Raw genomic sequence first — 23153 nt, forward strand, 5'->3', positions numbered from 1 at the left:
TTCGTGGTCATACGCTCGCCAGCGCGTCGCGGTCGAGGAACACGACGATCTCCTCGCTCCAGAGCTTGAACCGGTGCTCGCGAACCGCGTACCCGTCGAGTTCGGCGGCGACCTCCTCGCGGGCGTCGTCGTGGGCGATCACGACCGGCGGCGCGTCCGCGAGCGCCCGCTCGGGCGGCGTGTCGGGCGCGCTGGAGCGCACGTTCGCGCCGGCGCGTTCGAGATACCACGGGAGCGGCAGCCGGGAGTGCCACGACGGCCCGCCCGGCGGCGGCTGGTCGAGGCTCGACTCGTTCGCGACGTAGAACTGCGTCCCGCCGCCGGCACTGGTGCCGTAGAACAGCACGTCCGTCCCGTCGTTCCCGTCGGCGATGGCCGCCACGTCGTCCATCGTCCGCTGAAGGTCGTTCTCGGGTTGGGCCCACTGGAGCACCTGTCGGTCCTCCCCGCTCGCGCTGTTCCAGTAGTCGACGTTCAGGCCGACGACGCCGACGGTGCCGGCAGTGAGCAGGAGCACCGCGATCAGGGCCGTCGTTCCGAGTTGGGGTCGTTCACCCCCAATAACGCCCCGGAGCGCGTCGACGGCCGACTCGTTCCCCGTCGTCAACTCCCGATCGACGACGCCGACGAGCGCGGCGGCGCCGACTGCGGCGGGCACCGTCAGCGGGAGCACTGCGTGGGTCCCCGCCCACGGCGCCTGAATGTCGGTCGCGATCGGGTAGCCGGCGACGCTGGCGGCTGCCCAGTAGAGGCAGAACGCGACGAGCAGGCGGCGGCGCGGCTCGCCCCCGCGAGCGTCGGCGACCCCGTAGCCGTCAGCGAGGAAGCCGACGAGTGCCAGCCCGAGGACGACGGGCGCGCCGAACGCGAGCGTCTCCAAGGTGTCGTGGACGAACGCGAGGTAGGAGCGGTCGCCGCCGTCGCGTTCGATCCACGTGCTCACCAGCTCCTCGCCCGTCTCCACCAGCGCGGCGTCGAGCACGTCGAGCAGGCTCCCTACGGAGGAGAACGCGCCCCAGATCTCCGGTCGGGGGGCGTACATGACGGCCGTGACCGCGAGAAACGCCCCCGCCAGCGCGGCGAGTGCGCCCCCGAGCCAGAGCACGACGGGGACCGAGCGGCGGTCGAGCCACTCCCCGATCGCGTCGACGTCGCCTCGAACCCGGGCCGTGGCGCCCGATCCGTCGCTGGCGGTCGCGGCCCGGATCAGCCGGTGGTCGTAGCAGACGGCCGCGGCGCCGCCGAAGCAGGCGACGTAGAGGATCGCGTTCTCCTTGCTCGCGAAGCCGAGCGCGAGCGCCGCGCTCGCCGCGACCGCGGGCCCGAGCCGGCGAGTGTCGAACGCCCGCACGAGCAGCGCGAACGCCGCGAACGCGAACGCGCCCACGAGCATGTCCGAGCGCATGAATCGCGAGTAGTAGAGCAGCAGCGGCTGGACCGTCAGCAGCAGCCCCAGCGCGACCAGTTCCCGACCGTCGAGGTGGCGCCGCAGCAGCCACGCCGAGAGCGGGAGCGCCGCGGTGACGACCGCGACCGGGAACCGTGCCCAGAAGTCGGTCGCCGGAACGACGTGGAACAGGAGCGCGTCGGCGTGCTGGACGAACGGGCCGTGGATGATCGGCCGGTAGTGGAACTGGCCGGTCTCGTGGTAGCGCAGGATCCAGTAGCCGACCCGTCCCTCGTCCCAGTGGAACACCCGGCCGCCGAGGCCGAACAGCCGGACCGCGAGCGAGAGGACCGACAGCCCGAGCAGCGCCCGAAGCGCGCGACGGCCCGCGCGGTCAGACCGGCTCGACGGGTGGGCCCCCCGTGACATGGACGGGCGTTCCGAGTCGAGCCATGAAGCTCTGTGGGTTCCGTCCGCGGCGACTCCTCGTCGGCAGTTCGCGCCGCGGCGATCGAGGCTCTCCCCGGGAAGACGCGCCGACGCCGGCTCAGTCCTCGCCGATCGTGATCACGGGGACGTCGGCCTGCCGGACCGTCTTCTCGGCGACGCTGCCAAGCAGCACGCGGTCGAACCCGTCCCGGCCCGTCGCGCCCATCACGACTGCGTCCAGCTCTTCTGCCTCGACCGTCGCGAGGATCTCCTCGTCCGGATCGCCCGTCTCGACGTGGGTGGTCACGGCGTCGATCCCGCGGACGTCGGCGGCCTCGACCACCTTGTCGACGGCCGCCTGTGCGGTCCCCTCCCCCTCGCCGACCACGTCGCCGGCGCTGGCCAGCAACGAGTCGTCGCTCACCGTGAGCACGTGGACGTCGGCGCCGAGTTCGGCCGCGAAGTCGAGCCCGTGCCGGGCCGCTCGGAGCGCCTGATCGCTGCCGTCTGTGGGGAGCAACAGCCCGCCGTAGGGGAACTCGAACCCCTCCTCGTCGATCGGCGCGGTGAGCACGGGCATCGGCGCGAGCCGGACGACCTTCCCGGTCACGCTACCCAGCAGATACCGCGAGAGCCCTTCGCGGCCGTGGGTCGGCATCGCGATCAGGTCGTGGGCCTCGTGTTCGGCGTAGTCGACGATGGTCTTCGCAGGCGTCCCCTGCTCGACGCTGGTAGTGTACTCGACGCCCAGCGAGTCCAGCACGCCGCTGGCCTCGTCGACCACGTCTTTCCCTTCCCGGACCAGCGCATCGACCACGTCGCCGTCGCCAGCGACGGTCACGCTGTCCCGGCCCGTGTCGGCGACGTACAGCAGTTCGACCCTCGCGTCGTCCCAGTTCGCGAGCTCGGCGGCGTGATAGAGCAGGCTGCTCTCGACGGCGGCCTCGTCGACGGGAAGGAGAATGCTGTCGTACATGGGCCGCTGTTGGGGTGGGGATGGCTAAGAGCTTCGGGCTTCGAGGCCGCCTCGAGTCGCAGCATCGAGCAGGCGGGACCGGACTATACGTGGCCGATACTGGCTCACCGCTCACTGAGTCAGCCAGTACGCGCTCTGGAGCTCCTGATAGAACTCGTCGAGGACCGGCATCGGCCTGTCCTCGTCGACCGACGACTCGTCGATCTCGAGCCGCCCGGTTAGCTCGCTGAGGCTGTCGTGCAACGATTCGATCTCGCCGACGAGCGCCGGGTTTTCTCGTTGCCACCGGTCGAGTCGGGTGTTGTCCTTGGCGAAGTAGATCCCCGGCATCTCACCCTCTTCGGTCAGTTCACCCATCGCCTCGTCCACCTCGTCGCTGATCTCGTCGTACCGGGCGACGATCCGGTCGAACTGTTCGACGACGGCGGTGTGATCGCCGTCGACGGTGACGTCCTCGTCGTCGAGCAGTGACTCGAACGCGCCTACTGCCGCGTCACGATCCACGTCGTACTCCTCATCACCGGTCGAACCGACTCGGTCACGGAGCCAGTCGAACATACGTGACTTGTTCGAGCTCGGATATTTAATCGTACGGACTGGCTGCAGCCGGACGGTTTCGACGGCGCAGCCGTATCGAGAGGGAGCTGTCGATCCCTTGGGTGACTCTGTCGCCGAACGTTACCCGTGACTCACGCCCTCGCGCTCGTCGGCGGTCTTCCGCCGGATCGCCGCCTGGGCGTTGCTGGCGTCGTAGCCGAAGAAGGTGTCCTTCCCGTAGCGTTCGGCGACCTCCGTCGCGTGGATCAGGTTGTCCACGTCCACGTCGACGGCGTACAGTTCGACCGAGAACGGCGTGCCGGCCTCGGGCGTCTCCGGCGACCAGCCGAGCAGATCCTGAAAGCCCGAGGCGATCGTCTCCAGCCAGTACGTCGTGCTGTAGTGGGTGTCGTACAGTGGGACGACGTACTCGTCGACGTACGCCGACAGCACCGAGAGGTCCAGCCCGGCCCGCTCGAACAGGTGGCCCGGGTAGGGGTCGGGGTAGAGCGTGAGGTACGTTCGCCCGGGGATGCGCTCGCTGGCTTCCTTCACGAACTCGGTGATGACGCTCCCGCGCCAGTCGAAGCGGTCCTCGTACTCGCTCTCAGCGAACAGGCGTTCACAGCGGTCGCACCGACAGTACTCCGCGCGTGGGAACCCCACGTCGTCGAGGCGGACGTCTTCGTTGGCCGCGGCGCAGTCCGCGATCGTCTCCAGCAGCCCCTCGCGGTACCCCTCGTGTGTCGGGCAGACGTACCCCCAGTCGAAGTAGGGCTGCTCGCGGGTCGCCTCGTTCCCCTCGTCGTCGACGGGGAGGAGTTCGGGGCTGGACTCGCCGGCGGCGGTGTCGCCGAAACAGGAGACCATGTTCACCGCGTTCGGCAGCGGCTCCGCGGCCCGGCCGGTCACGTCCTTCACCTCGTAGAACCCCCGGTCGAACGCCGACCACTCTACCTCCTCCTCGTTGCGCGTGACGACCCCGTACATGGTGGTGAACTGGGCGCGGCGTCGGGTAAGTGGTTCGCTCCCGGCGGCCGCGGCGCTGCTCAGTGAAGAAAATCGCACGACGGAGTGCGCGGCAGGCCGCGCGCTGCAGTTGGGTTAGTCTTCAGACTCGACTTCGACTTCCACCGGCTCGGCGTTGCCGCCGACCAGGAAGTAGACGAGCGTTACGAACGAGAGCACCAGCAGCAGTTTGGCTTTCGTGGACATACGCGGCCATTGGAGCGTCCGGGACATAAAGCCGCCGACCACGACTCAGAGCTCGCGGCGGACGTAGTCGTCGACGGCCAGCGCCTCGTCGGATTCGGTGGTGAAGAAGCCGTCCCAGACGCCGTCCTCGTCCTGAACCGCCAACAGCGCCAGCGGGTTCGGCTCCCCGGGCTGCTCGGCGCCGGGCGGTCGGTGGACCACGAACCAGGAGTCGCGGTAGTCGGCCGAGTCGCCGGCGTGGACGGTGACGCCGAGTTCGGCCGCCCGCTCGGCGCCGCCGTCGTCGTCGACGCCGTAGACGTGCGTGTCGACATTGCTCTCCCCCAGCTGGCGGTACACGCGCTGGGTGCCCTGCTCGTCGACGATGCGGGAGAGCCGCTGGAACGACGCGCGGTGGGTGCCGGCGTCGTGCTCCCAGGCGGCCCGTTCGATATGTCTGGAGACGGCGATCAGCAGGAGCTTCTCCTTGTGTGACTGCGGGTACCCTCGGAGTCGGAACTGTACCCCCTCCATTCCGGTGATCACCGCCGGGAGGTTCGCCTCCGCGAGGCTCGTCGACCCGGTAACGAACGCGTCGGAGTTCGTGAACAGTAGCGACTCCGCCACCGCCGAGAGTGGCGACTGGGCGAGCACCTCCCCGTCGCCGTCGAGCAGCAACACGGTGTTCTCGGGAACGCCCTCGACGGCGGCCTCGTCGACGGACACCGACTGTTCGCTGAACATCCCCGCCAACATCGACCGGAGCTGCTCTGGCTGGCTCCGGTTTGCGAGAAGGAGCGATCGCTCGGCGCCGTCGTACTCCGCAAGCAGCCGCCGTAGCGACATTCCGTTTCCCAGTTGGACAGTCGACAGTATATGCCCTTCGGCGGATAGCGTCCAACGGCGGGGAAACACCTTCCTCCACCGGTCCACAACCGATGGGTATGGCCCTCCATCCGGATCAGTCCGTGAGCGTCCTCGTCGCTCCCGTCACGCTCGGCGTGTTCGCGGTGACCGGCTCGCTCGTCGCGCTCTCGGAGTGGGGTATCCTCCCCCGGGAAGCGCTCCTCGTCGGCGCGCCGGCGATCGTCGCCGCGCTGCTGCTCGATACGTTCCTCTACAACGAGTTCCTGCTCACCGGCGGCCCCCCGTGGCTCTGGGTGGAGATCTACGCGTTCCTCTACGTACAGGCGGTCGTCGTGGGCGCGATCGCCAGCGGGCTCCGAGCGTACTGGTCCCAACCGATCGACGGCTGAGCCCGGCGGTCGACGCGGCTCATCACTCCCCCAGCGCTGCGAGGATCGGCTCCAGCTTCAGCCCGACCTCCTCCCACTCTGCTTCGGGGTCGCTGTCGGCGACGATCCCGTTGCCCGCGAACAGCGTCGCGCGCCGGCCGCCCGCGACCGCCGAACGGATCCCGACCGCGAACTCGCCGTCGCCGTCGGCGTCGAACCAGCCGACCGGGGCGGCGTACCAGCCGCGCTCGAACGTCTCCGTCTCCCGGATCACGCGCTCGGCCGTCTCGGGCGGCAAGCCGCCGACCGCGGGCGTGGGGTGCAGCGCCTCGACGAGGTCGAGCACGTGCCGATCGCCGTCGAGGTCGGCCTCGATCGGCGTGTGAAGGTGTTGGACGGTCGCCAGCTTCCGGACGCCCTGCTCGGCGACGGTCACCTCCCCCATCGGCGAGAGATGTCCCTCGATCGCTTCGGCGACCAGCGCCTGCTCGTGCTGGAGCTTCTCGCTTTCGAGCAGCGAGTCGGCGAGCGTGGCGTCCTCTTCGGGCGTCTCCCCGCGTGCGACCGTGCCCGCGAGCGCCTCCGTGCGGGCGTGGCGCCCGTCGAGACGGACCAGCCGCTCGGGCGGGACGCCGAAGAAGCCCGCCTCGTCGGTCGGCTGGATCAGGAAGCGGAAACAGTCGGGGTAGGAGCGCCGCAGCCGTTCGAGCGTGTCCGGGATCGTGAGCTCCTCCTCTAGCGTGACCGCTAGCGCGACCGCGAGCACTACCTTCCGCAGGTCGCCGGCCTCGATGCGCTCGATCGCCGCCTCGATGCCCGCGGCCCACTCGGCCTCGGTCGTCGTGCGGCGGCTCGCGACGACGCCCGGCGGATCGCCCACGGGGCGCATCGCCGGCAGTTCGCTGATCTCGTCGGTGATACGCTCGATGTCGCGTTCGAGGGCGTCGCCGTCGCCGTCGGCGCGGACGACCGTGAGGTGGGTCGCGTCGTCGGTGCGGACCAACTGAATCCGCGGGAGTACGAACGTCGCGGGCGGGAACCCCTCCCACGGCGGTGCCGGCTCGTGGTCGTCGTGGAACGCGGCGCCGCCGAAGAATCGCGGCCTCGCGGCGCCGTCTGACGTCTCCGACCCAGCGAACATCGTCTCGGCGGCGTCCCGGACCGTCCCGAACCGATCGGTTCCCTCGCCGGTGAGCCGGGCGGCCTCGCCCGCGCCGACCACTTCCAGCCCGTCCGGGGCGGCCCAGTGGACACGCGGAGCTCTCCGACCGGCGAGGAACGCGCGGAACGACACGTCCGGCACCTCCCGGCTCTCGGCGACGAGCGTCGTCTCGGCCGGATCGATGCCGGCCTGCCGCGGTGACTCCATCTGCTCTCCCTTTTGGGTGGTCGGCCCTAACTGTACCGCTCCTCGTTCCACGGGTTCGCGGAGTCGGAGTACCCCCGCTTCTCCCAGTAGCCGAGCTCGGGCTGGGTGAGGAACTCGACACCTTTCACCCACTTCGCGCCCTTGTAGGCGTACTTGTGGGGAGTGACCACCCGGAGCGGGCCGCCGTGTTCGGCTGGGAGTGGCTCGCCGTCGAACGCCCAGACGAACATGACTTCCCGGCGGTCACACTCCGCGAGCGGGAGGTCGGTCGTGTAGCCGTCATGGGCGTGGAACATCACGTGCTCGGCGCCGTCGCGCACGCCGACCGCGTCGGCGAGTTCGGGCAACGGCAGCCCGGTGAACTCGCAGTCGAACTTCGACCAGCCGGTGACGCAGTGGAAGTCCTGCACCTGCGTCTCGGGCGCGAGCTCGCGGAACTCCTCGGCGGTGAACTCCCGCTCGTCCTCGACCGCGCCGGAGACGGTGAACGTCCAGTCGTCGTCGACGGCCGGCGTGTCCCCCTTCGAGAGCACCGGGAAGCTCTCGGTCTGCCGCTGGCCCGGCGGGAGGCGCTGGCCGTCGAACTCCTCGTGGAGCGCCGTAACGTCCGTACTCATACTCGAACTCAGTAGGCCCGTTCACCTATGGTTATCGGAACCGGTGGGCCGGAAACAGCGCCGCCGATACCGCGAACCGGGCCGATAGCGCCTCTAAGGCGCGTTCTCGGCTCCGGAGGCCGCGGCAACGAACTTAAATACCCGCTGTGCCAAACCCCCCTGACAGATGCCCAAGGTCGATCTTACCGTCCCCGAGCACCTCGAAATGCAGATCGCACAGCTCGTCGAGCAGGGCGAGTTCGTGGACCGAAACGAGGCCGTCGAGGAGCTCCTCTCGACGGGACTGAAAGCCTACAAGACCAGCGGCCCGATGGACGACGAGGAGCCCGAGTACGAGGAGGAGGGCATGATGGGCCACGAAGACGAGTACGTCTTCTGACGCCGCCTTCTAGGAGTATCGCTCGCCGTCGAGAGCCTCGGCCGTCCGTCGTCCGTGTGAGAGTTCACCCCAATAACGTTTAACCCCCGGAACCGCGTGGTTTGGGTATGCACAAGGACGAACTGCTCGAACTCCACGAACAGATGGTCATCATCATGGAGAACTTCCGGGACCGCGAGGACGTCGAGGACGGGACGTTCGACGAGTACGACGAGCTCGACGTGGACCCCTCTCACGTCCACAAATCGAAAAGCGAGCACAAACACGCCGTGTTCGTGCTGGGCAACGCCCTCGCGAACGCGATGAGCGACGACGAGTTCTCCTCGGCCGGCCGGATCGGCAAGCGGATGCAGGAGCTCGCCGAGGACGCCGAGAGCCGGCTGTAAATGAGCGAACCGGCTCGGCTCACCCGGGCCCGCACGGTCGCGGAGCTGCTGGACGCGGCGTTCACGCTCCCGCTGGTCGGAGACGTCGGTATCGACGGCATCGTGGGCCTGCTCCCCGTGGCCGGCGACTGGCTGACTGTTCTTCCGTCGACGTACATCGTCTACCAGGGGTACCGACTGGGGCTGCCCAAACGCGCCTGTCTCTGGATGCTGCTGCTCGTTCTGGTCGAAGCGACTCTCGGCAGCGTTCCGATCGTCGGCGACGCCCTCGACATCGCGTGGAAAGCCAACCGGCGGAACGTCGCGCGGATCGAGCGTCACGTCGACGCCCGCTGATGCGGCGGACCTTCGTGGCGTGAGTCGACCGATTTATTTCGCGATACGGTAAACCGCCGACCATGTCCTCCACTACCGAGGGACCCAGCGACCGGTTCCTCACGGCTATCGGCGTCGGGTCGGGTCTGATGCAGATCGTCGTCTTCAGCGCCGTCGGCGTGATGACGCTCGAAAGCGTCCCCTACGGCGTCGCTATCGGCGGGCTCTCCGGGATCGGGACGTTCCTCTTCCTCCCGTGGTTCCTCGGCCTCTCGGCTGCGACCGAGGAGGACGACGACGGGCTCGGCGCGGCGGCCGAGCGTGTCGACCGCGCCGCCGGCCCGGGCCTGCTCGGGCTGGGGCTCGAACTCGGCGCGATCGCCATGCTTGCACTCGGGTTCGTTCGCGGCCCGGACCTGTTGCTGGGGCTCCCGGCCGGGCTGGCCGTCGCCGTCGGCGTCTACCTCGCTGGCTCGTTCTTCGTCGGGCGGTAAGGGCGTCGTCGCCCGGCGGCTCACAGCGTCCGGGACATCCGGTGGGCGGCGCCCATCGGGTTCACCGTCGAGAAGCCGGCACGACTGTAGAACCGCTGGATCCCCCGCTTCCAGGACTCGACGGTGAGCCAGACGTATCTGACGCCCTGCTCCCGCGCGTACCCCAGCCCGTTCGCCACGAGGCGGCTGCCGATCCCGGCGTGCTGATACTCCTGATGGACGAAGATCGCGAGCTCGTGACGGTCGGTGCGGTCGGGGACGAAGCTCACGTGGCCCACCGGCTGCCCGTCGTGGATCGCGACCACGTTCACGCCGTCGAGGAGATCGTCGATCCACGCCTCGACGTTCCCGGTACCAATCGGTGGTGCCCCCTGCGCCCGTAGTTCGGGGTCGAACTCGTCGTACATCTCGACGAGCCCCTCGAAGTCCTCCTCGCGGTACGGCCGGACCCGTACCTCCCGCCCCTCGGCGTCGACGAACGTCTCCGGCGGTTCAGCCGGGCGGATCCGCGACGGCCTGATCCGGTCGATGAGCCTGTCGACGCCCCGGCGTAGCTTCCCTATCACGACTCTCCATCCGTGGTACTCGTGCACACATCACGAGCCAGTCCGTATAAACGCTCGTGCCGAGCCGGGGGGGAACGGCCCCCGGAAACTAAGCCGCGGCCGACGCAGGGGAGGGTATGGACGCGAGCCTCGTTGCGGAGAAAGTCGAACAGGCCCGCGACGCCGTCGCCGACAGCGACGCCGACGCGTGGCTGATCTTCTGCCGGGAGACCGACGAGATCCACGAGCCGACGCTACCGTACGTGCTGGGGTTCGACGTGGTCTGGCCGACCGCGGTCGTGATCGGGCCCGAGGAGTCGACGGTCGTGCTCGGACAGCACGACGCGCCGACCGCCGAAGAACTCGGGGTTCACGAGGTCCGGCCGTACGACGAGTCGATCGAGCAGCCCCTCCGGGAGGCGCTCGCGGGGCTGGACGCGGAGACGGTCGCGATCAACTTCGACCGCGACGACAACGTCGCCGACGGGCTGACCCACGGAATGTATCTACGGCTTAACGACCTGCTACCCGACCGGGAGTTCGTCGGCGCGGGCGGGATCGTCGCGGACGTGCGGGGAATCAAATCCGATACCGAGCACGAGCGCGTCGAGACTGCCGCCGAGACCACGCTGGACCTGCTCCACGACGCCGCCGACGAGTGGACACCCGAGACGACCGAGGCCGAGGTGGCCGAGTACCTCCACGGCCGAATGCGCGAGGCGGGCTACGACAGCGCGTGGTCGTGGGAGTACTGCCCGACCGTCCACGCCGGCGGCGACGCCGACGTGGGCCACACGCTCCCCGGCGATCGGACGGTTCCCGAGGGCGAACTGCTCCACGTCGACTTCGGCGTCGTGCGCGACGGCTACGCCGCCGACCTCCAGCGGCTCTGGGTCCGCGGGGAGCCACCCGAGGGGCTGGTCGCGGCGTTCGAGGACGTTCGCGCCGCGATCGAGGCCGGGTACGAGGAGCTCCAGCCCGGCGCTATTGGCCACCGCGTCGACGCTCGCGCCCGCGCGGAGCTGGTCGCGCGGGACCGCGAGCTGTTCGATCACGCTCTCGGCCACCAGGTGGGCCGAAGCGCCCACGACGGCGGCACGCTGCTCGGCCCGGAGTGGGACCGCTACGGCGAGTCCGTCGAGTACGAGGTCCGTACGGACGAACTGTACACGATAGAGCTCGGCCTCGATACCGAGTGGGGGTACGTCGGCCAGGAGGAGATGGTCCGCGTGACTGACGACGGCGTCGAGTACGTCGTCGAACCTCAGACCGAGCTCTGGCGGCTGGGGGAGTAGGCAGGACCGCCAGCGGGCGAGCTTTCAAGTCCGACGACGGCAGTACTACCGCCATGTCCGTGTCGCTCGCCCTCCAGTTCGGCGCGGTCCCGTGGGGGCTGCTCCAGCGTGTCTTTGTCGTCCTCGCGCTGCTTGCCGGCGCCGTCCTCGCGCTCCACTTCGACGATAGCCGCCTCCCCGCCCGGCTCCGCGAGCGGTTCGTCCTCGGCGTCCCCTGGGGGACCGTCGTCACCGTCTCGGGGGTGCTCGCGGTGTACCTGTTCCTGCAGGGCGGCTACTGGCACTGGTACCGCCCGGTCGTGCTCCCGTTCCGCGCGTGGTCGTACGCCGAGCCACTGGGGATGCTCGTCGCCGGCTTCGCCCACGCCGGCCCGGGTCATCTGCTCGGGAACCTCTTCGGCACGCTCACCCTCGCGCCGATCGTGGAGTACGCGATCGGTCACTACCCTGCGACGGGGCAACCCGCCCGCCCCGACCCGTCGACGCGCCGCGAGCGCCTCGCCGCGCTCCGGGACGATCCGATCGCCCGCGCGTTCCTCCTGTTCCCGCTCGCAGTCGCCGCTATCGGCGTCCTCATCACGCTGTTCACGGTCGGCGCCGTGATCGGCTTCTCGGGGGTCGTGTTCGCCTTCGCCGGCTTCGCGCTGGTGCGCTACCCGCTGGGGACGGTGCTGGGGCTGGTGGGGTCGGACCTGCTGAACCTCCTCTACAACGCGCTCCAGAACCCCACGATCACTGCCTCGGGCCGCTCACGGTTCGTCACGCCGTGGTTTGCCGACATCGCGATCCAGGGCCACGCGATCGGCCTGCTCACGGGGGTGGTGCTTGGCGCGCTGCTGCTCCGGCGGCGCCCCGCCGACACGCCATCGCCGGCCCGGCTGTTCACCGGCGCGCTCCTGCTCGCCAGCGCGCAGTCGCTCTGGGCGGTCTACTGGTACCGCGGCGGCACCGAGTACGTGCTGTATCGCGCGATCGGCCTCGGACTGGTCGCGCTGGCGGCGGCGCTGATCGTCGTCGCCGTCGCCGGCTCGGACCGTCGCCCGTTCGCCAGTTTGGGGGGTGGAGCGCCCAACGACCCCGGCGACACGCGACTCGTGGATCTCTCCGTCCGACAGATCGGGCTCGCGGCGATCGTGGTCGTGGCGGCGGTGCTGTCGGGGCCCGCGGTCGCAGTCAACCTCGTCTCGACACAGGGCGACCTGCCGGGTGAGCCAGTCACCGTTCGGGGGTACGAGGTCACCTACGCCGAGGGCGTCGAGAACGAACTCGTGTCGGCGATCCCCGTCACCCTGTTCGGTGAGACTACCCAGGTCACCACCTCGGGGGTGATCGTCTCGAACCCCGACAGGGGGATCTGGCAGTCCGTCGTCCCGCGGGGACGGCTCGGCTCCAACGGCCGCGCGAGGGTCGTCGTCGGTGGGGTCGGCTGGCGGGAGACGGTGACAGCCGTCCGGCGCGGCTGGACCGCGGTCGGCGGGGGTACTGCCTACGCCGTCGCGCTCGAGGACGGCGACGAGCGCCGGACGGTGTTCACCTCCGACCCCGCCCGGGCGGAGCCACGGATCGCCGACCAGAACGTCTCCGTCGTCGCCGAGAACGAGTCGTTCCAGCTCCTCGTGAGCGAGGGCAACGACACGATCCGTCGGCCGCTCCCGAGAGCCAACGAGTCGGTCACGGTCCGGAACGTGACGTTTCACGGCGGGAACGGCCGTGTCGTCGCCGTCCACGACGGGACGCGAGTGACGGTGTTGCGCGTCGAGACGTACAACTGACCGCTGACTACTCGGCGTACAGGGCCGCCAGCTCGTCGAGGTGGTCGTGGCGCTCGACGGAGTGGGGCGCCGCCAGCGGCGAGACACTGATTTCGCCGTCGACGACTGCGCGGCGGTCGGTGCCGTCCTCGTCGGGGATATCGCCGTTCTGCATCCGCTGCCAGATGTTGTCCTCCAGCCGGATCGCCTCGCCGTCGAACTCGGCGCTCATCGCGTACAGCGGCGACGGCTCGGTGACGGTCATCGGCGGCCGACCGTCGTGCTCGTCGGGCGCGGGGGCGTTGACGTTGAGATAGTCGGCCTCCGCGAACACGCCCGAGTCGAGCGACTCCTCGACCAGGTACGCCGCGGCGTCGCAGGCGTCGGCGTACGCCTCCTTCGGCGGGGTGAGGTTCTCGAACTCCTCGTCGTCGGTCGTCGGGACGTACTGGGAGACGGCGATCGCCGGCACGTCGAAGAACGTCGCCTCGACGGCCGCCGAGACGGTGCCGGAGCGGCCCATCACGTACGAGCCGAGGTTCGCCCCCTTGTTGCAGCCGGCGACGACAACGTCCACGTCGGGGCAGAGCGCCTCGACACCCGCTATCACGCAGTCCACGGGCGTCCCCTCGACGGCGTAGCCGAGATCGTACTCGTGGACCGTCGCCTCGAACGACCGGGCGCGGCCGACGGCGCTCTGGTTCGAGTACGGCGCGACCGCGACCGGGTCGCCCACCGTCTCGAGCGCCTCGTAGAGCGCCCGGAACCCCGGGCTCTCGATCCCGTCGTCGTTGGTCACCAGAATGCGTGGCTCGCTCATGCCCGTCGTTGCGACGGAACCGTGGTTAAGCGGTTCGACTCCGCCTCAGCCGTACCGCGGCGCGGTGCCGTCGAGCACCGCCGCGACCCCCGAGAGATCGTCGACGACGTATTCGGGCGTCACTGGCGAGCGCTCGATCCGCGCGTCGTCGGTCACGCCCGAGCGCACGAGCACGGTCGTCATCCCCGTCTCGGCGGCTAGCGCGATGTCCGTGTCGAGCCGGTCGCCGACCACCAGACAGTCTCCCGCGTCGCAGCCGAGCCGGTCGAGCGCCAGCTCCCGGGTGATCGCGTGGGGTTTGCCGAGCACTGCGTCGGCCTCCCGCTCGGCGGTGCCCGTGACGGCCGCGATCATCGCGCCCGACCCCGGCACGTCGCCGTCGGCCGCGGGGATCACCGCGTCCGGGTCGCTGCCGACGATCGGGAGCTCCTCGCTCCGGATCGTCCGGGCGGCGGTCGTGAGCGTGTCGTAGTCGAACTCCCGGTCGATCGACACCACCGCCACGTCGACGCCGCGCTCGGGGTTGCCGTGTCTGCCGGCGACGACGGTGTCGAACCCGGCGTTCTCCAACTGTTCACGGAGGCCGCGCTCCCCGACGAGGTACACCGTCTCGCCGGCGTGGTGGCGGCCGAGGTACGCGACCGTGCTCGCGCCGGCGGTGAGGATCTCCCCGCTGTCGGCGTCGACGCCGGCGCGCCGGAGCTTCTCGGCGTACGCGGTCGGCGGCCGCGTAGGGTTGTTGGAGACGAACAGCCGCGGGATTCCCCGCTCGGCGAGCGCGTCGAGGCCGGCCTCGGCGCCCGGGAGCAGCTGCTCGCCCCGGACCACTGTCCCGTCTACGTCGAGGATGACGCCGTCGTAGCTCATGGGAACCCCTACGGCCGGCGGGGTCGAAAAGGCGCCGCTCGGGCTACTCCGGCGTCGTGACCGGGATCGTCACCGCGTCGTCCTCCTCCTCGTCGCGGTTCTCGCCGAACAGGTCGTCCATCGCAGCCTCGACGTTCCACGTGTTCGCTTTGAACACCGCGTCGAAGACGGGCCCGACGAACGGGATCGAACCGCCGGCGACGTCGACGGTGATCCGGGCGAGCATGCCCAGCAGCGTGGTGAAGGAGACGCCCAGCCGGGCCGACTCGATCACGATGTACAGCGAGATGCCGGCGCTGAGCGCGTCGCCGACCCCGGGGATCATCGAGAGCAGCGGGTCGACGCCGATCCGGTACTCGATCACCGGGATCTCGATCGACTCGTCGAGCACCATCGCGACGGTGCGCATCCGCTCCAGCGCCCCACGGTCGACCGATTCGGGCACGTCGGCTGGGTCGATACCGTCGAACGCCGCCGCGACCTCGTCACTCATGGTTCGCACTAGGGGCGTGAGCCGGGTAAGCGCTGGGGCGGTCCGGTGCCGCCGACAGTTAAGCCCCGTCGGCCCGAACTAAAGGTATGAGCACGCTCGACGTCGTCGACCGCTGGGACGGCGGTATCAGTTGGACGCTCGCAGAAGAGGTCGGCGGGATGCACCGCACCAGCCACGCGATCGAGACCGACGAGGGCCTCTGGGTGATCGACCCCGTCGACGCCCCCGGGCTCGACGACGAACTCGCGGAGCTGGGCGAGGTTGCGGGAGTGACGCTGTTGCTCGACCGCCACAAGCGCGACACCGCCGCGGTGGCTCGGCGGCACGACGTGCCGGTCTCGCTGCCCGAACCGCTCGCCGGCGTCGCCGACGAGCTCGACGCCGAGACCGAGCTGTACAGTCGGGCGCTTCCCGACACCGGGTTCCGGGCGATCACGGTCGTCGACAACCGGTTCTGGCACGAAGTGGCGCTGTACGACCGCGATCGCGGGACCCTGATCGTCGCCGAGGCCGTCGGTACGGCCGAGTTCTTCAGAACCGGTGCGGAGCGGCTGGGCGTCCACCCCGCGCTGCGGCTGTTCCCGCCGCGGAGGGCGCTCGGCGGTCTCTCGCCGGACAACGTACACGTCGGCCACGGGCCGGGCGTGTTCGACGACGCCGCGAACGCGCTGCGGGTGGCGCTGGCTCGCTCCCGCAAGAGCGCGCCGAAGTACTACGCCGGGCTCCTGCTGACGCCGCTGAAGTAGCGTCACGCATTCGGGAATACCAAACTACAACTGCGACAGCCAACCTACCGCAAGTAACGTGACCCGTCCCCAGCTCACCCACATCCAGATCGACAACTACGGCCCGTGGACCGTCGAGCCCGAACCACGCCGGGAGATGGATCTCCAGACCTTGCAGTCCCGGCTGTTTGCGGATATCGCCCAGTTCGTCGGCTCCCGGGACGGCTACGCCTTCTTCACCCGGTTCGACAACATGGTCGCCGTCACCAACGGGCTCGATCAGGCGGACCACGAGCTCCTGCAGGAGTCGGTCGGCAACCGCTACCCGATTTCGGTCAGCCTCGGAACCGCGGTCGACCCCGTTCCGATCGAGGCGTTGGAGGGTGCGACCCAGCGCGTGCAGGCGGCCGGCAGCGCACAGGACCGCGCGCGGCGCGAGGTGCTCGGCGGCGAGTACCGACCGCCCGAGGCCGGCGACGTGTCGATCGCCCACTTCGACGTGAACGACGCGACCGGGAAGTACACCGACCGGCTGAACGAGTTCGACTCGTTCATCCGGATCGAGCAGGCGTACGCCAGCCTGATGCGGTACATGCGCGAGGCCCACGGCGCGCTCTCCTTTTTCGTCGGCGGCGACAACGTGATCGCGATCGTCCCCGAGATGACCGAATCCGAGTACCAGGAGGCTATCGACCACGTCAGCGACGACGCGGACGTGGAGCTCAAAGTCGGCGTCGGGTTCGGCCCCACCCCTCACGACGCCGGGATCGACGCCAAGCACGCGCTGGAGGACTGTCGGTACGACGGGACGCGGGTAGAGTTCGCAGGCGAAGACCACTGAGCGCGGAGCGCGAGGGCGCCGCTCACCGATCTCAGAGGCGCGTCACCAGCAGGTAGCCGACGAGCGCGAGTCCGAGCAGCAGTCCGACGAGGTAGGCGACGAACCGGCGGTTCCCGCCACCGAGGGCGGCGTCGAACAGCACGCTCGCCGCGCCCCACACCGCGAGGACGATGCCGACGAGGAGGACCGTCTCAGCGGCCGCCACCGTGGATCACGTCCCTGAGCGCGAGCCGACGCCGCTTAGCCGTTGTGGCACGCCCCTTCCGCAACCGCTTTTTCCGTCGGCCCCCTCGCACGGGTAATGACTGAGCCGGTACCCGTCGCGGTTCCCCGGAAGGGGCGGCCGCTGGAGGCGGTGCTGGAGCGGGTCGCCACCGTCGCCGACACCCTCGACGCCGACGCGACGGTCGATCAGGTGACCTCCGTGCTCCGCTACGAGAAGGCGATCACGAAGGGCGAACAGACCCCGGAGAAGGGGAGCTACGAGCGACTGCTCGAGTACTCCGCGCCCGCCGACCCGTCGGGGCCGGAGTTCACGCTGCTCCGGGACGACCGCGAGGGAAAGCCCCGGCGGATCGTCTTCGACAGTCTCACCGTCGAGCTCGACGGGACGCCGGTCCACCTGGTCGGTCGGGAGGAGCCGTTCCGCGCGCTGCGGACCCACGAGTTCGCGCTCGGCTTCGACGCCGCCGATCTGGTGCTGGAGGAGGTCGTCTCCCTCGGCCCGGAGGGCGTCGACAACCTCGCCGCCGTCAACGAACGGATCGACCCGACGGAGTCCGACGTACGCGTCGTCACCGGGCTCGGCGACACGGTGTACCACACGCTGCTCGGGACGCCCGAGACAGTCCCCTCCGGCACCGATCTCGACCGGGCGTTCCTCGCCGACTACGAGGGGCCGCTCTGTATCTCGCCGCGCTACGAGCGGCTGGTAGAGGCGGTGCTGGGAATGGACGCCCTCGACGGAATCGAGTTCGTCTACCCCGAGAACGGGCAGGAGGAGGAAGCCGCCATCGCCGCGGCCGGCGTCGGCGTCTACCTCACCGTCACCGGGAACACTGCCCGCGACCACGGGCTCGTGCTGGGTGAACAGCTGTTCCCCAGCGAGACCGTGTTACTCGAAAACACCGCCGAAGTTGACAGCGAGATCGAGGCCGTACGCTCGATCATCACCGGCGGGCTCCGCGAGGAGACGGAACTCTGGGCGTAGCTCGAACCGGAGTCGTCAGAGCTTACCCGGGCCGGTTCGACGCTCGGCTATGGATATCGAAGCCACGTTCGGACGGAGCCGGCCGATCGTCGGGATGGTCCACCTCGACCCGCTGCCGGGCGCGCCGAAGTTCGACGGCGACCGCGCGGCTGTGATCGAGCGAGCCCGTGCCGACGCCCGGGCGCTCGAAGCGGGCGGCGTCGACGCCGTGATGGTCGAGAACTTCGGCGACGCGCCGTTCTACCCCGACGACGTGCCCAAACACGTCGTCGCCTCGATGACTCGCGCCGCGGGCGCGGTCGCCGACGAGATCGACCTACCGGTGGGCGTGAACGTACTCCGGAACGACGCCGCCGCCGATCTCGCAGTCGCACAGGCCGTCGGTGCGGAGTTCATGCGAGTGAACATCCACACCGGCGCACGTGTCGCTGATCAGGGGATCATCGAGGGGAAGGCCTACGAGACGATGCGGGAGCGCGACCGCCTCGGTGCCGACGTGGCAGTGTTCGCCGACCACGACGTCAAACACTCCGCACCCGTCGCTGCCGAGGACTTCACCGCCGAGTCCTTCGCCGACAACGTCGAGCGCGGGCTTGCCGACGCCACGGTCGTCTCGGGGATGGGCACCGGCCACGCCGTCGACCACGAGACTCTCCAGCAGGCGTCCGACCGTCGCGAGGAGTTCGGGCTGGACGTGCCGCTGTTCGTGGGCAGCGGCGTCACGCCCGACACGGTCGGGGACATCCTCTCGATCGCCGACGGCGTCATCGTCGGCACCGCGCTCAAGTCGGGGTCTGCCTCCGGCGACCCCGTGAGCGAGGAACGAACCCGGGAGCTCGTCGCCGCCGCCGACGAGGTCCGGGAGTAGCCGTCGCTGCCGACGAAGGGAGCGAACAGGCGGCCGCCGCGTGCCCGAGGCGTGTGGCCGCACAGCCGCGGACGCCCCGGGTCGGTTCTCAGCGCATCGACGGGCCTGCCCGCGCTCTCGGTCAAAAGGGTTCGCCCGATCAGCCGAGCAGGTCGTCGAGGGTGTCCCGGATCCAGTCCATCTCGTCCTCGTTCACTTGGTGACCCAGCCCCTCGTAGAGCCGTGTCGTCACGTCGGAACCGCACTCCCGGTAGGCGTCGGCGGACTCCCGGACCCGTGACGCGGGAATGTGCGGATCGTCCTCGTCGCAGCCGAAGAGGGCGGGCGTTCCGTCGAGGCCTCTCTCCTCATCGTCGGGCACCGTCGTGTTTTCGGGGCCCATCAGGCAGCCACTGAGTGCTGCCAGTCCGCCGTAGCGCCGTGGGTTCCGGTAGACGTACTCGGCGGCGAGGCAGGCGCCTTGAGAGAACCCGAGCACGACCACCTTCCCCCCCGGGACGCCGGCGTCGTGCGCCAGGTCGATCGCGTCGTGGACCGCGCGAAGTGCCGAGTCGAGGTGTGGCTGATTCAGTTCGCGCTCGTCCGTGGCGGCGTGGGGGTACCAGGTGTTGTGGTACGCTTCCGGCGCGATGTGGGCCACACCAGAGCGGCCGAGCTCGTCGGCGAGATCGAGCACGGTGCCCGGACGGGCGCCGCGACCGTGGAGCAGGACCAGCGCCGCCTCGGCCGCGGCCTTCGGCGCGCCGGCGGTCAGGATCGGCTGGCCCGCGTGGGGGCCGTCGCCGCCGACGGTCGGGAGATCAGTCATCCGTCGCATCCCGGCGCTCCGGATCGGCGTCGAACTGTACCGGCTCGTCGAGCGGCGGGAGCTGCTCGCGGAGCATCGCCTCGTCCTCCTGCAGCCACGGCGGCAGGCGGAGGTCGGTCCCGAGTTCGTCGGTCGGCTCGTCGCGCGTGAGCCCGGGGCCGTCGGTCGCGAGTTCGAACAACACGCCGCCGAGGTCGCGGACGTACACCGAGTCGAAGTAGTAGCGGTCCCGGGACGGCGACGGGGAAAGCCCAGCGTCGATCAGTCGGTCGCGCCACGCCTCGAGCGCGGTGCGGTCGGGCACGCGGAGCGCGACGTGGTGGCCCGTCCCGGCGCCCTCCTTCCCCCACGACTCCTCGCGGGCGTAGAGGTCGATCACGGTGCCGGGTGTCGGATCTCGGGCGAGGTCGGTCGTGTCGGCGTCCAGCCCTTCCGACTCGACGCCGTCGGCCCCGGCGACGTAGCGAACGCGGTCGCCCGCCTGCCCGACGAGGCCGAACCCGAACAGCTCCAGCACGCGCCCGGTGACGTAGGGGCTGTTCGAGCGTAGCGTGACCGAGTGAACGCCCCGGATGGCGTGATCAGTCGGAACCGTCTCGTCCCACGGATCGACGGCGCGTTCGTCGGTTCCGAGGACGCCGGCGGACTCGCTCTCGACCAACGCGAGGTCGAGGCCGTCCGGGTCGGTGAAGGTGAGGACCGGTTCGTCGAAGCGTTCGCTGGGGCCGTCGACGGCGACGCCGCGGTCGGCGAGCCGGTCCTGCCAGCCGTCGAGGCTCCCCTCGGGGACCGCAAACGCCGTCTCGCTCGGCTGCCCGGCACCGCGGCGCCCCCCGGCGTCGAGGGGGTAGGGGAACGCCGTGAACGTCGTTCCCGTCGTCCCTGCTCCGTCGCCGAAGTAGAGGTGGTGGACCGCGGGCTCGTCGTGGTTGACGGTGCGCTTGACGAGGCGCAGTCCGAGCACGTCGCGGTAGAACGTCAGCGTCCCGTGCGGATCGCCGCTGACGACGGAGACGTGGTGGATGCCGGGCGTGTCCGGGGCGGTCGTCTCGGCGTTGCCGTCGGGCGCCAGCGTGTCGAGTTCGGGTTCCCGCTCGCTCACAGTCCCCCCGTCCCGGAGGACGCCGTCGTGGGGATCTCGATCTCCTCGATCGGGATGTCGAGCTCCTCCAGCGCGGCGCGCATGTGCTCGTCTTTCACGTACTCGTCGCCGTCGTCGACGCGGTGGGCCTGCGCGTGGGCCAGCACTTCCCCTCGGCGGTCGTCGGGGATCTTGAACTTGTCGGCGGCGAGCTCGATCGTGAGCCCGTTGTGGTCACGGGTGTACAGCGAGTGGAACGCGCCGCGGTCGAACTCGTTGTAGCCGTAGCCCGCGTCCTCCAGCCCCTCGGCGATCTCCGCGAGGCGCTCGCCGTCGACGCTGAACGCGAGGTGGTGGACCCCGCCCTGGCCGACGCGCTGCGGGCGGTTGTCGGAGTCCCGATCGCTCACGAAGAACGTGATGATCCGGCCGTCGCCGGCGTCGAAGAATAGGTGGGTCGCCTCGGGGTTGTCGAGGTTCGGCTGGCGCAGCACTAGGGGCATGCCGAGGATGTCCCGGTAGTACGCGACGGTGTCTTCCTCGTTGCTCCCGATCAGCGTGATGTGGTCGACGCCGGTGACCCCGACGGGGCTGTCGGGTTTCTCGGCGGTGACGGGGATGTCGCTCTCGTCGGCTTGGGTGGGTGCGTCGGACATAGTTGTCTCGTGTTACTGGCTTGGCGGGCCTCGCCTATAGCCGTTCCCGGACACTCTCACCACCCGGTGACGTGAGTGTTAGCGGTCGATTCGGTGGGAATCAGATCCCCAGCCACTCGTCGTTCCGAACCTCGTACCCGCTCTCCCGGGTGATCTTCGCGCCCTGCCGGCGTACGTCCCGCGAGCCGGGGAGCTTCCCCTTCTCCTCGATCCGGTCGACGATCCAGTCGGTGATCGTACGGACGCCCTCGTCCTCGTCGAGCGTGTCGACCGCCTGCAGCGCGCGGATCGTCTTCTCGTAGGCGTCGCGCTGGCTCGCCGAGTACTCCACGTTCGGGATCGTCTCGCTGGCTTCGACGATGCGCTTCATCGCCGCCGCGAGCGTCGGCCGCTGGATCCTGCTCCGGACGACCGCGGGCGCCTCGAACGTCTCGACCTCCGCCTCCGGGAGCAGCTCCTGTACCGCGTACGTCTCCTGCCCCGCAGTGACTCGACGCTCGCCGACAGTGTCGACAATCTCGGCGGCGGTCGCGGGGAAGGAGAGCGTGTCGAGCTCGGCCTCGATCTCGTCGAGCTCGGCGTCGTCGACGGGCGGCTCCGCCTCGTCGTATCGCTCCAGTTCGGTTCGAAGTGCGCGCTCGCGCTGTCGTCGCTCCTCGTCGGCGGCCTGCTTGTCTCGGCCTTGCTTGTCGTCTGCCATTGTGTCTATTAGCGCACCGACGGGTATAACCCTATGGCCAAGGGTCAGTTTTCGCCGCTCAGATGCCCCGATCGCTCAGGAACGCCAGAATCGCGTCACGGTCGGGCAGCCCGCCGCGAGCCCCCGCGGCGCGGCAGTTCGTCGCCGCCGCAGCCGCCGCGAACCGTCCCGCCCGCTCGGGGTCGGCGTCGCCGAGCAGCCAGCGCTCGGTCAGCGCCGCCGTGAACGCGTCGCCGGCACCGGTCGTGTCCGTCGCGTCGACGTCGAACGCCGGGATCTCGGTCGTCGCCTCGCCGTAGAACAGCGTCGCGCCCTCGGTGCCGAACGTAACCGCGCCGCGCGAACAGCCCCGATCGCGGAGCGCGCCGACGGCCGCCTCCGCGGGGCAGTCGAGGTACGACTCAGCGGCCACTTCTGCCGTAACGAACAGCTCTGCGGTCTCGACCACGCGGTCGATCGTCGAGGGCTCGGTGCCGCGCCCCCGGAGCTCTTCGAGGGGCCCGGAAAGGTCGAACGCGAGCGCAGGCCCGCCGTCCTCGCGAGCGATCTCGACGATCTCTGCGGTGACGGGGTCGGGCGCGTACGCGGTGACGAACACCGTGTCGGCGGCCCGGATCGCGGCGCGATCGTCGTCGTCCAGTCGGAGTCGAACCGTCGAGTCGCCCGCGGTCACGATCATGCGTTCGCCGGCGTCGTCGCGGAGGATCACGCAGTGGGTCGTCGTGCCGGCGCCGCGCCGGATCAGCGCGGTCGAGACCGGCCCGGCCTCCAGGTCCACGAGCACGCGGTCGCCGAGGTCGTCGGTCCCGAGCCGTCCGATCAGGGCGGTGTCGCGGCCGAGCCGCGCGAGGCCGGTCGCGACGTTGGCGCCGACGCCGCCGAAGCGCTCGGTGGCCTCGCGGGCGAACGCGCCGCCGTCCGGGTCGGGGAGGTTCGTCACGTCGTAGAACCGATCGACGGTCGCGGCCCCGACGGCCACGACCTCGGGCGAGGGGTCGGCTGAGTCGGCCATACCCGGGCTGGGTCGTCCCGGGAGATAAGTCCACGGCGCGTCGGTGCCGAATCGGCCCGACAGCGTCGCGGTGTTCGCTGGCTCCGGCGATGGACGAACGAAGGACTAAGGCGGTGTCGACCCCACTTCGACGGCGTGAACGACCACGTGACCCGACAGGGGA

At 69.9% G+C, this 23153-nt stretch carries 28 protein-coding genes; 11 read left to right on the forward strand and 17 right to left on the reverse strand.

Annotated features, from left to right (window positions below; genetic code table 11):
- Window positions 1-7: 7 nt before the first annotated feature.
- The 5 genes from BN1959_RS05725 to BN1959_RS05745 form a co-directional block, all read right to left on the reverse strand.
- The gene (locus BN1959_RS05725; protein ID WP_053947735.1) at window positions 8-1816 is read right to left on the reverse strand and encodes a flippase activity-associated protein Agl23; all 1809 of its coding nucleotides are present in this window, start codon (window positions 1814-1816) and stop codon (window positions 8-10) included.
- Window positions 1817-1934: 118 nt separating this feature from the next.
- Window positions 1935-2792, reverse strand: a complete 858-nt coding sequence (locus BN1959_RS05730) for a universal stress protein (RefSeq protein ID WP_053947736.1) — start codon at window positions 2790-2792, stop codon at window positions 1935-1937.
- A 111-nt stretch (window positions 2793-2903) separates the two neighbouring features.
- A complete protein-coding gene (locus BN1959_RS05735; RefSeq protein ID WP_053947737.1) occupies window positions 2904-3350 on the reverse strand; it encodes a hypothetical protein in 447 nt (148 codons plus the stop codon).
- A gap of 120 nt (window positions 3351-3470) precedes the next feature.
- Entirely contained in the window at window positions 3471-4319 is an 849-nt protein-coding gene (locus BN1959_RS05740; protein ID WP_053947738.1) for a hypothetical protein, read from the reverse strand.
- A 270-nt stretch (window positions 4320-4589) separates the two neighbouring features.
- Window positions 4590-5369, reverse strand: coding sequence for a DICT sensory domain-containing protein (locus BN1959_RS05745; protein WP_053947739.1), 780 nt, complete (start codon window positions 5367-5369; stop codon window positions 4590-4592).
- A 98-nt stretch (window positions 5370-5467) separates the two neighbouring features.
- On the opposite strand from BN1959_RS05745, the gene BN1959_RS05750 reads away from it, so the two are divergent.
- Window positions 5468-5779 (forward strand): hypothetical protein, encoded by a 312-nt coding sequence (locus tag BN1959_RS05750; RefSeq protein WP_053947740.1) that lies wholly within the window; start codon window positions 5468-5470, stop codon window positions 5777-5779.
- A gap of 22 nt (window positions 5780-5801) precedes the next feature.
- Here the strand turns inward: BN1959_RS05750 and BN1959_RS05755 are convergent, their stop codons facing one another.
- On the reverse strand, window positions 5802-7127 hold the full coding sequence (locus tag BN1959_RS05755) for an isochorismate synthase (RefSeq protein WP_053947741.1): 1326 nt from the start codon (window positions 7125-7127) through the stop codon (window positions 5802-5804).
- A gap of 26 nt (window positions 7128-7153) precedes the next feature.
- A complete protein-coding gene (locus BN1959_RS05760) occupies window positions 7154-7744 on the reverse strand; it encodes a sulfite oxidase-like oxidoreductase (protein WP_053947742.1) in 591 nt (196 codons plus the stop codon).
- 166 nt (window positions 7745-7910) lie between these two features.
- Between BN1959_RS05760 and BN1959_RS05765 the strand changes: the two genes are divergently transcribed.
- The 4 genes from BN1959_RS05765 to BN1959_RS05780 all read left to right on the forward strand — a co-directional run bounded on the left by BN1959_RS05765 (window position 7911) and on the right by BN1959_RS05780 (window position 9318).
- A complete protein-coding gene (locus BN1959_RS05765; protein ID WP_053947743.1) occupies window positions 7911-8123 on the forward strand; it encodes a DUF7120 family protein in 213 nt (70 codons plus the stop codon).
- A gap of 107 nt (window positions 8124-8230) precedes the next feature.
- On the forward strand, window positions 8231-8509 hold the full coding sequence (locus tag BN1959_RS05770) for a UPF0058 family protein (RefSeq protein ID WP_053947744.1): 279 nt from the start codon (window positions 8231-8233) through the stop codon (window positions 8507-8509).
- The gene (locus BN1959_RS05775) at window positions 8510-8845 is read left to right on the forward strand and encodes a DUF4112 domain-containing protein (protein WP_053947745.1); all 336 of its coding nucleotides are present in this window, start codon (window positions 8510-8512) and stop codon (window positions 8843-8845) included.
- Between the two features lie 62 nt (window positions 8846-8907).
- Entirely contained in the window at window positions 8908-9318 is a 411-nt protein-coding gene (locus BN1959_RS05780) for a hypothetical protein (protein WP_053947746.1), read from the forward strand.
- A 20-nt stretch (window positions 9319-9338) separates the two neighbouring features.
- Here BN1959_RS05780 and BN1959_RS05785 read toward each other — a convergent pair whose 3' ends face one another.
- On the reverse strand, window positions 9339-9884 hold the full coding sequence (locus tag BN1959_RS05785) for a GNAT family N-acetyltransferase (RefSeq protein WP_154018223.1): 546 nt from the start codon (window positions 9882-9884) through the stop codon (window positions 9339-9341).
- Window positions 9885-10000: 116 nt separating this feature from the next.
- On the opposite strand from BN1959_RS05785, the gene BN1959_RS05790 reads away from it, so the two are divergent.
- Both BN1959_RS05790 and BN1959_RS05795 read left to right on the forward strand, forming a co-directional pair.
- Window positions 10001-11158 carry a M24 family metallopeptidase gene (locus BN1959_RS05790; RefSeq protein ID WP_053947748.1) on the forward strand — a complete coding sequence of 386 codons (1158 nt, stop codon included), beginning with the start codon at window positions 10001-10003 and terminating at the stop codon, window positions 11156-11158.
- 53 nt (window positions 11159-11211) lie between these two features.
- Entirely contained in the window at window positions 11212-12930 is a 1719-nt protein-coding gene (locus BN1959_RS05795) for a rhomboid family intramembrane serine protease (RefSeq protein WP_053947749.1), read from the forward strand.
- A 7-nt stretch (window positions 12931-12937) separates the two neighbouring features.
- On the opposite strand, the gene surE is transcribed toward BN1959_RS05795, so the two are convergent.
- Genes surE through BN1959_RS05810 form a run of 3 tightly spaced genes read right to left on the reverse strand, consistent with a single transcriptional unit; the run spans window position 12938 to window position 15089 of the window.
- A complete protein-coding gene (gene surE, locus BN1959_RS05800; RefSeq protein WP_053947750.1) occupies window positions 12938-13729 on the reverse strand; it encodes a 5'/3'-nucleotidase SurE in 792 nt (263 codons plus the stop codon).
- Between the two features lie 45 nt (window positions 13730-13774).
- On the reverse strand, window positions 13775-14596 hold the full coding sequence (locus tag BN1959_RS05805) for an HAD-IIA family hydrolase (RefSeq protein WP_053947751.1): 822 nt from the start codon (window positions 14594-14596) through the stop codon (window positions 13775-13777).
- A 43-nt stretch (window positions 14597-14639) separates the two neighbouring features.
- Window positions 14640-15089, reverse strand: coding sequence for a DUF4112 domain-containing protein (locus tag BN1959_RS05810; protein WP_053947752.1), 450 nt, complete (start codon window positions 15087-15089; stop codon window positions 14640-14642).
- 86 nt (window positions 15090-15175) lie between these two features.
- Between BN1959_RS05810 and BN1959_RS05815 the strand changes: the two genes are divergently transcribed.
- On the forward strand, window positions 15176-15835 hold the full coding sequence (locus BN1959_RS05815) for a hypothetical protein (protein WP_053947753.1): 660 nt from the start codon (window positions 15176-15178) through the stop codon (window positions 15833-15835).
- Window positions 15836-15893: 58 nt separating this feature from the next.
- Entirely contained in the window at window positions 15894-16655 is a 762-nt protein-coding gene (locus BN1959_RS05820) for a GTP cyclohydrolase III (RefSeq protein WP_053947754.1), read from the forward strand.
- A gap of 31 nt (window positions 16656-16686) precedes the next feature.
- Here BN1959_RS05820 and BN1959_RS14670 read toward each other — a convergent pair whose 3' ends face one another.
- On the reverse strand, window positions 16687-16860 hold the full coding sequence (locus tag BN1959_RS14670; RefSeq protein WP_154018224.1) for a hypothetical protein: 174 nt from the start codon (window positions 16858-16860) through the stop codon (window positions 16687-16689).
- Between the two features lie 96 nt (window positions 16861-16956).
- Here BN1959_RS14670 and BN1959_RS05825 point away from each other — a divergent pair, with 96 nt between their 5' ends.
- A complete protein-coding gene (locus BN1959_RS05825) occupies window positions 16957-17865 on the forward strand; it encodes a hypothetical protein (protein ID WP_053947755.1) in 909 nt (302 codons plus the stop codon).
- Window positions 17866-17914: 49 nt separating this feature from the next.
- Window positions 17915-18733 (forward strand): BtpA/SgcQ family protein, encoded by an 819-nt coding sequence (locus BN1959_RS05830; RefSeq protein WP_053947756.1) that lies wholly within the window; start codon window positions 17915-17917, stop codon window positions 18731-18733.
- Between the two features lie 139 nt (window positions 18734-18872).
- On the opposite strand, the gene BN1959_RS05835 is transcribed toward BN1959_RS05830, so the two are convergent.
- The 5 genes from BN1959_RS05835 to BN1959_RS05855 form a co-directional block, all read right to left on the reverse strand.
- Complete coding sequence (locus BN1959_RS05835; RefSeq protein ID WP_079978731.1) at window positions 18873-19541, reverse strand: alpha/beta hydrolase; 669 nt, start codon at window positions 19539-19541, stop codon at window positions 18873-18875.
- Entirely contained in the window at window positions 19534-20643 is a 1110-nt protein-coding gene (locus BN1959_RS05840) for a VOC family protein (protein WP_321164387.1), read from the reverse strand. The genes BN1959_RS05835 and BN1959_RS05840 overlap by 8 nt, the downstream gene beginning before the upstream one ends.
- Window positions 20640-21278, reverse strand: coding sequence for a VOC family protein (locus BN1959_RS05845; RefSeq protein ID WP_053947758.1), 639 nt, complete (start codon window positions 21276-21278; stop codon window positions 20640-20642). Before BN1959_RS05845 ends, BN1959_RS05840 begins: the two co-directional genes overlap by 4 nt.
- Window positions 21279-21378: 100 nt before the next feature.
- Complete coding sequence (locus tag BN1959_RS05850; protein ID WP_053947759.1) at window positions 21379-21978, reverse strand: DUF5789 family protein; 600 nt, start codon at window positions 21976-21978, stop codon at window positions 21379-21381.
- A gap of 58 nt (window positions 21979-22036) precedes the next feature.
- The gene (locus tag BN1959_RS05855; protein ID WP_053947760.1) at window positions 22037-22990 is read right to left on the reverse strand and encodes a carbohydrate kinase family protein; all 954 of its coding nucleotides are present in this window, start codon (window positions 22988-22990) and stop codon (window positions 22037-22039) included.
- Between the last annotated feature and the right edge of the window lie 163 nt (window positions 22991-23153).

It is taken from the genome of Halolamina sediminis (genome assembly GCF_001282785.1).
Taxonomy (GTDB): domain Archaea; phylum Halobacteriota; class Halobacteria; order Halobacteriales; family Haloferacaceae; genus Halolamina; species Halolamina sediminis.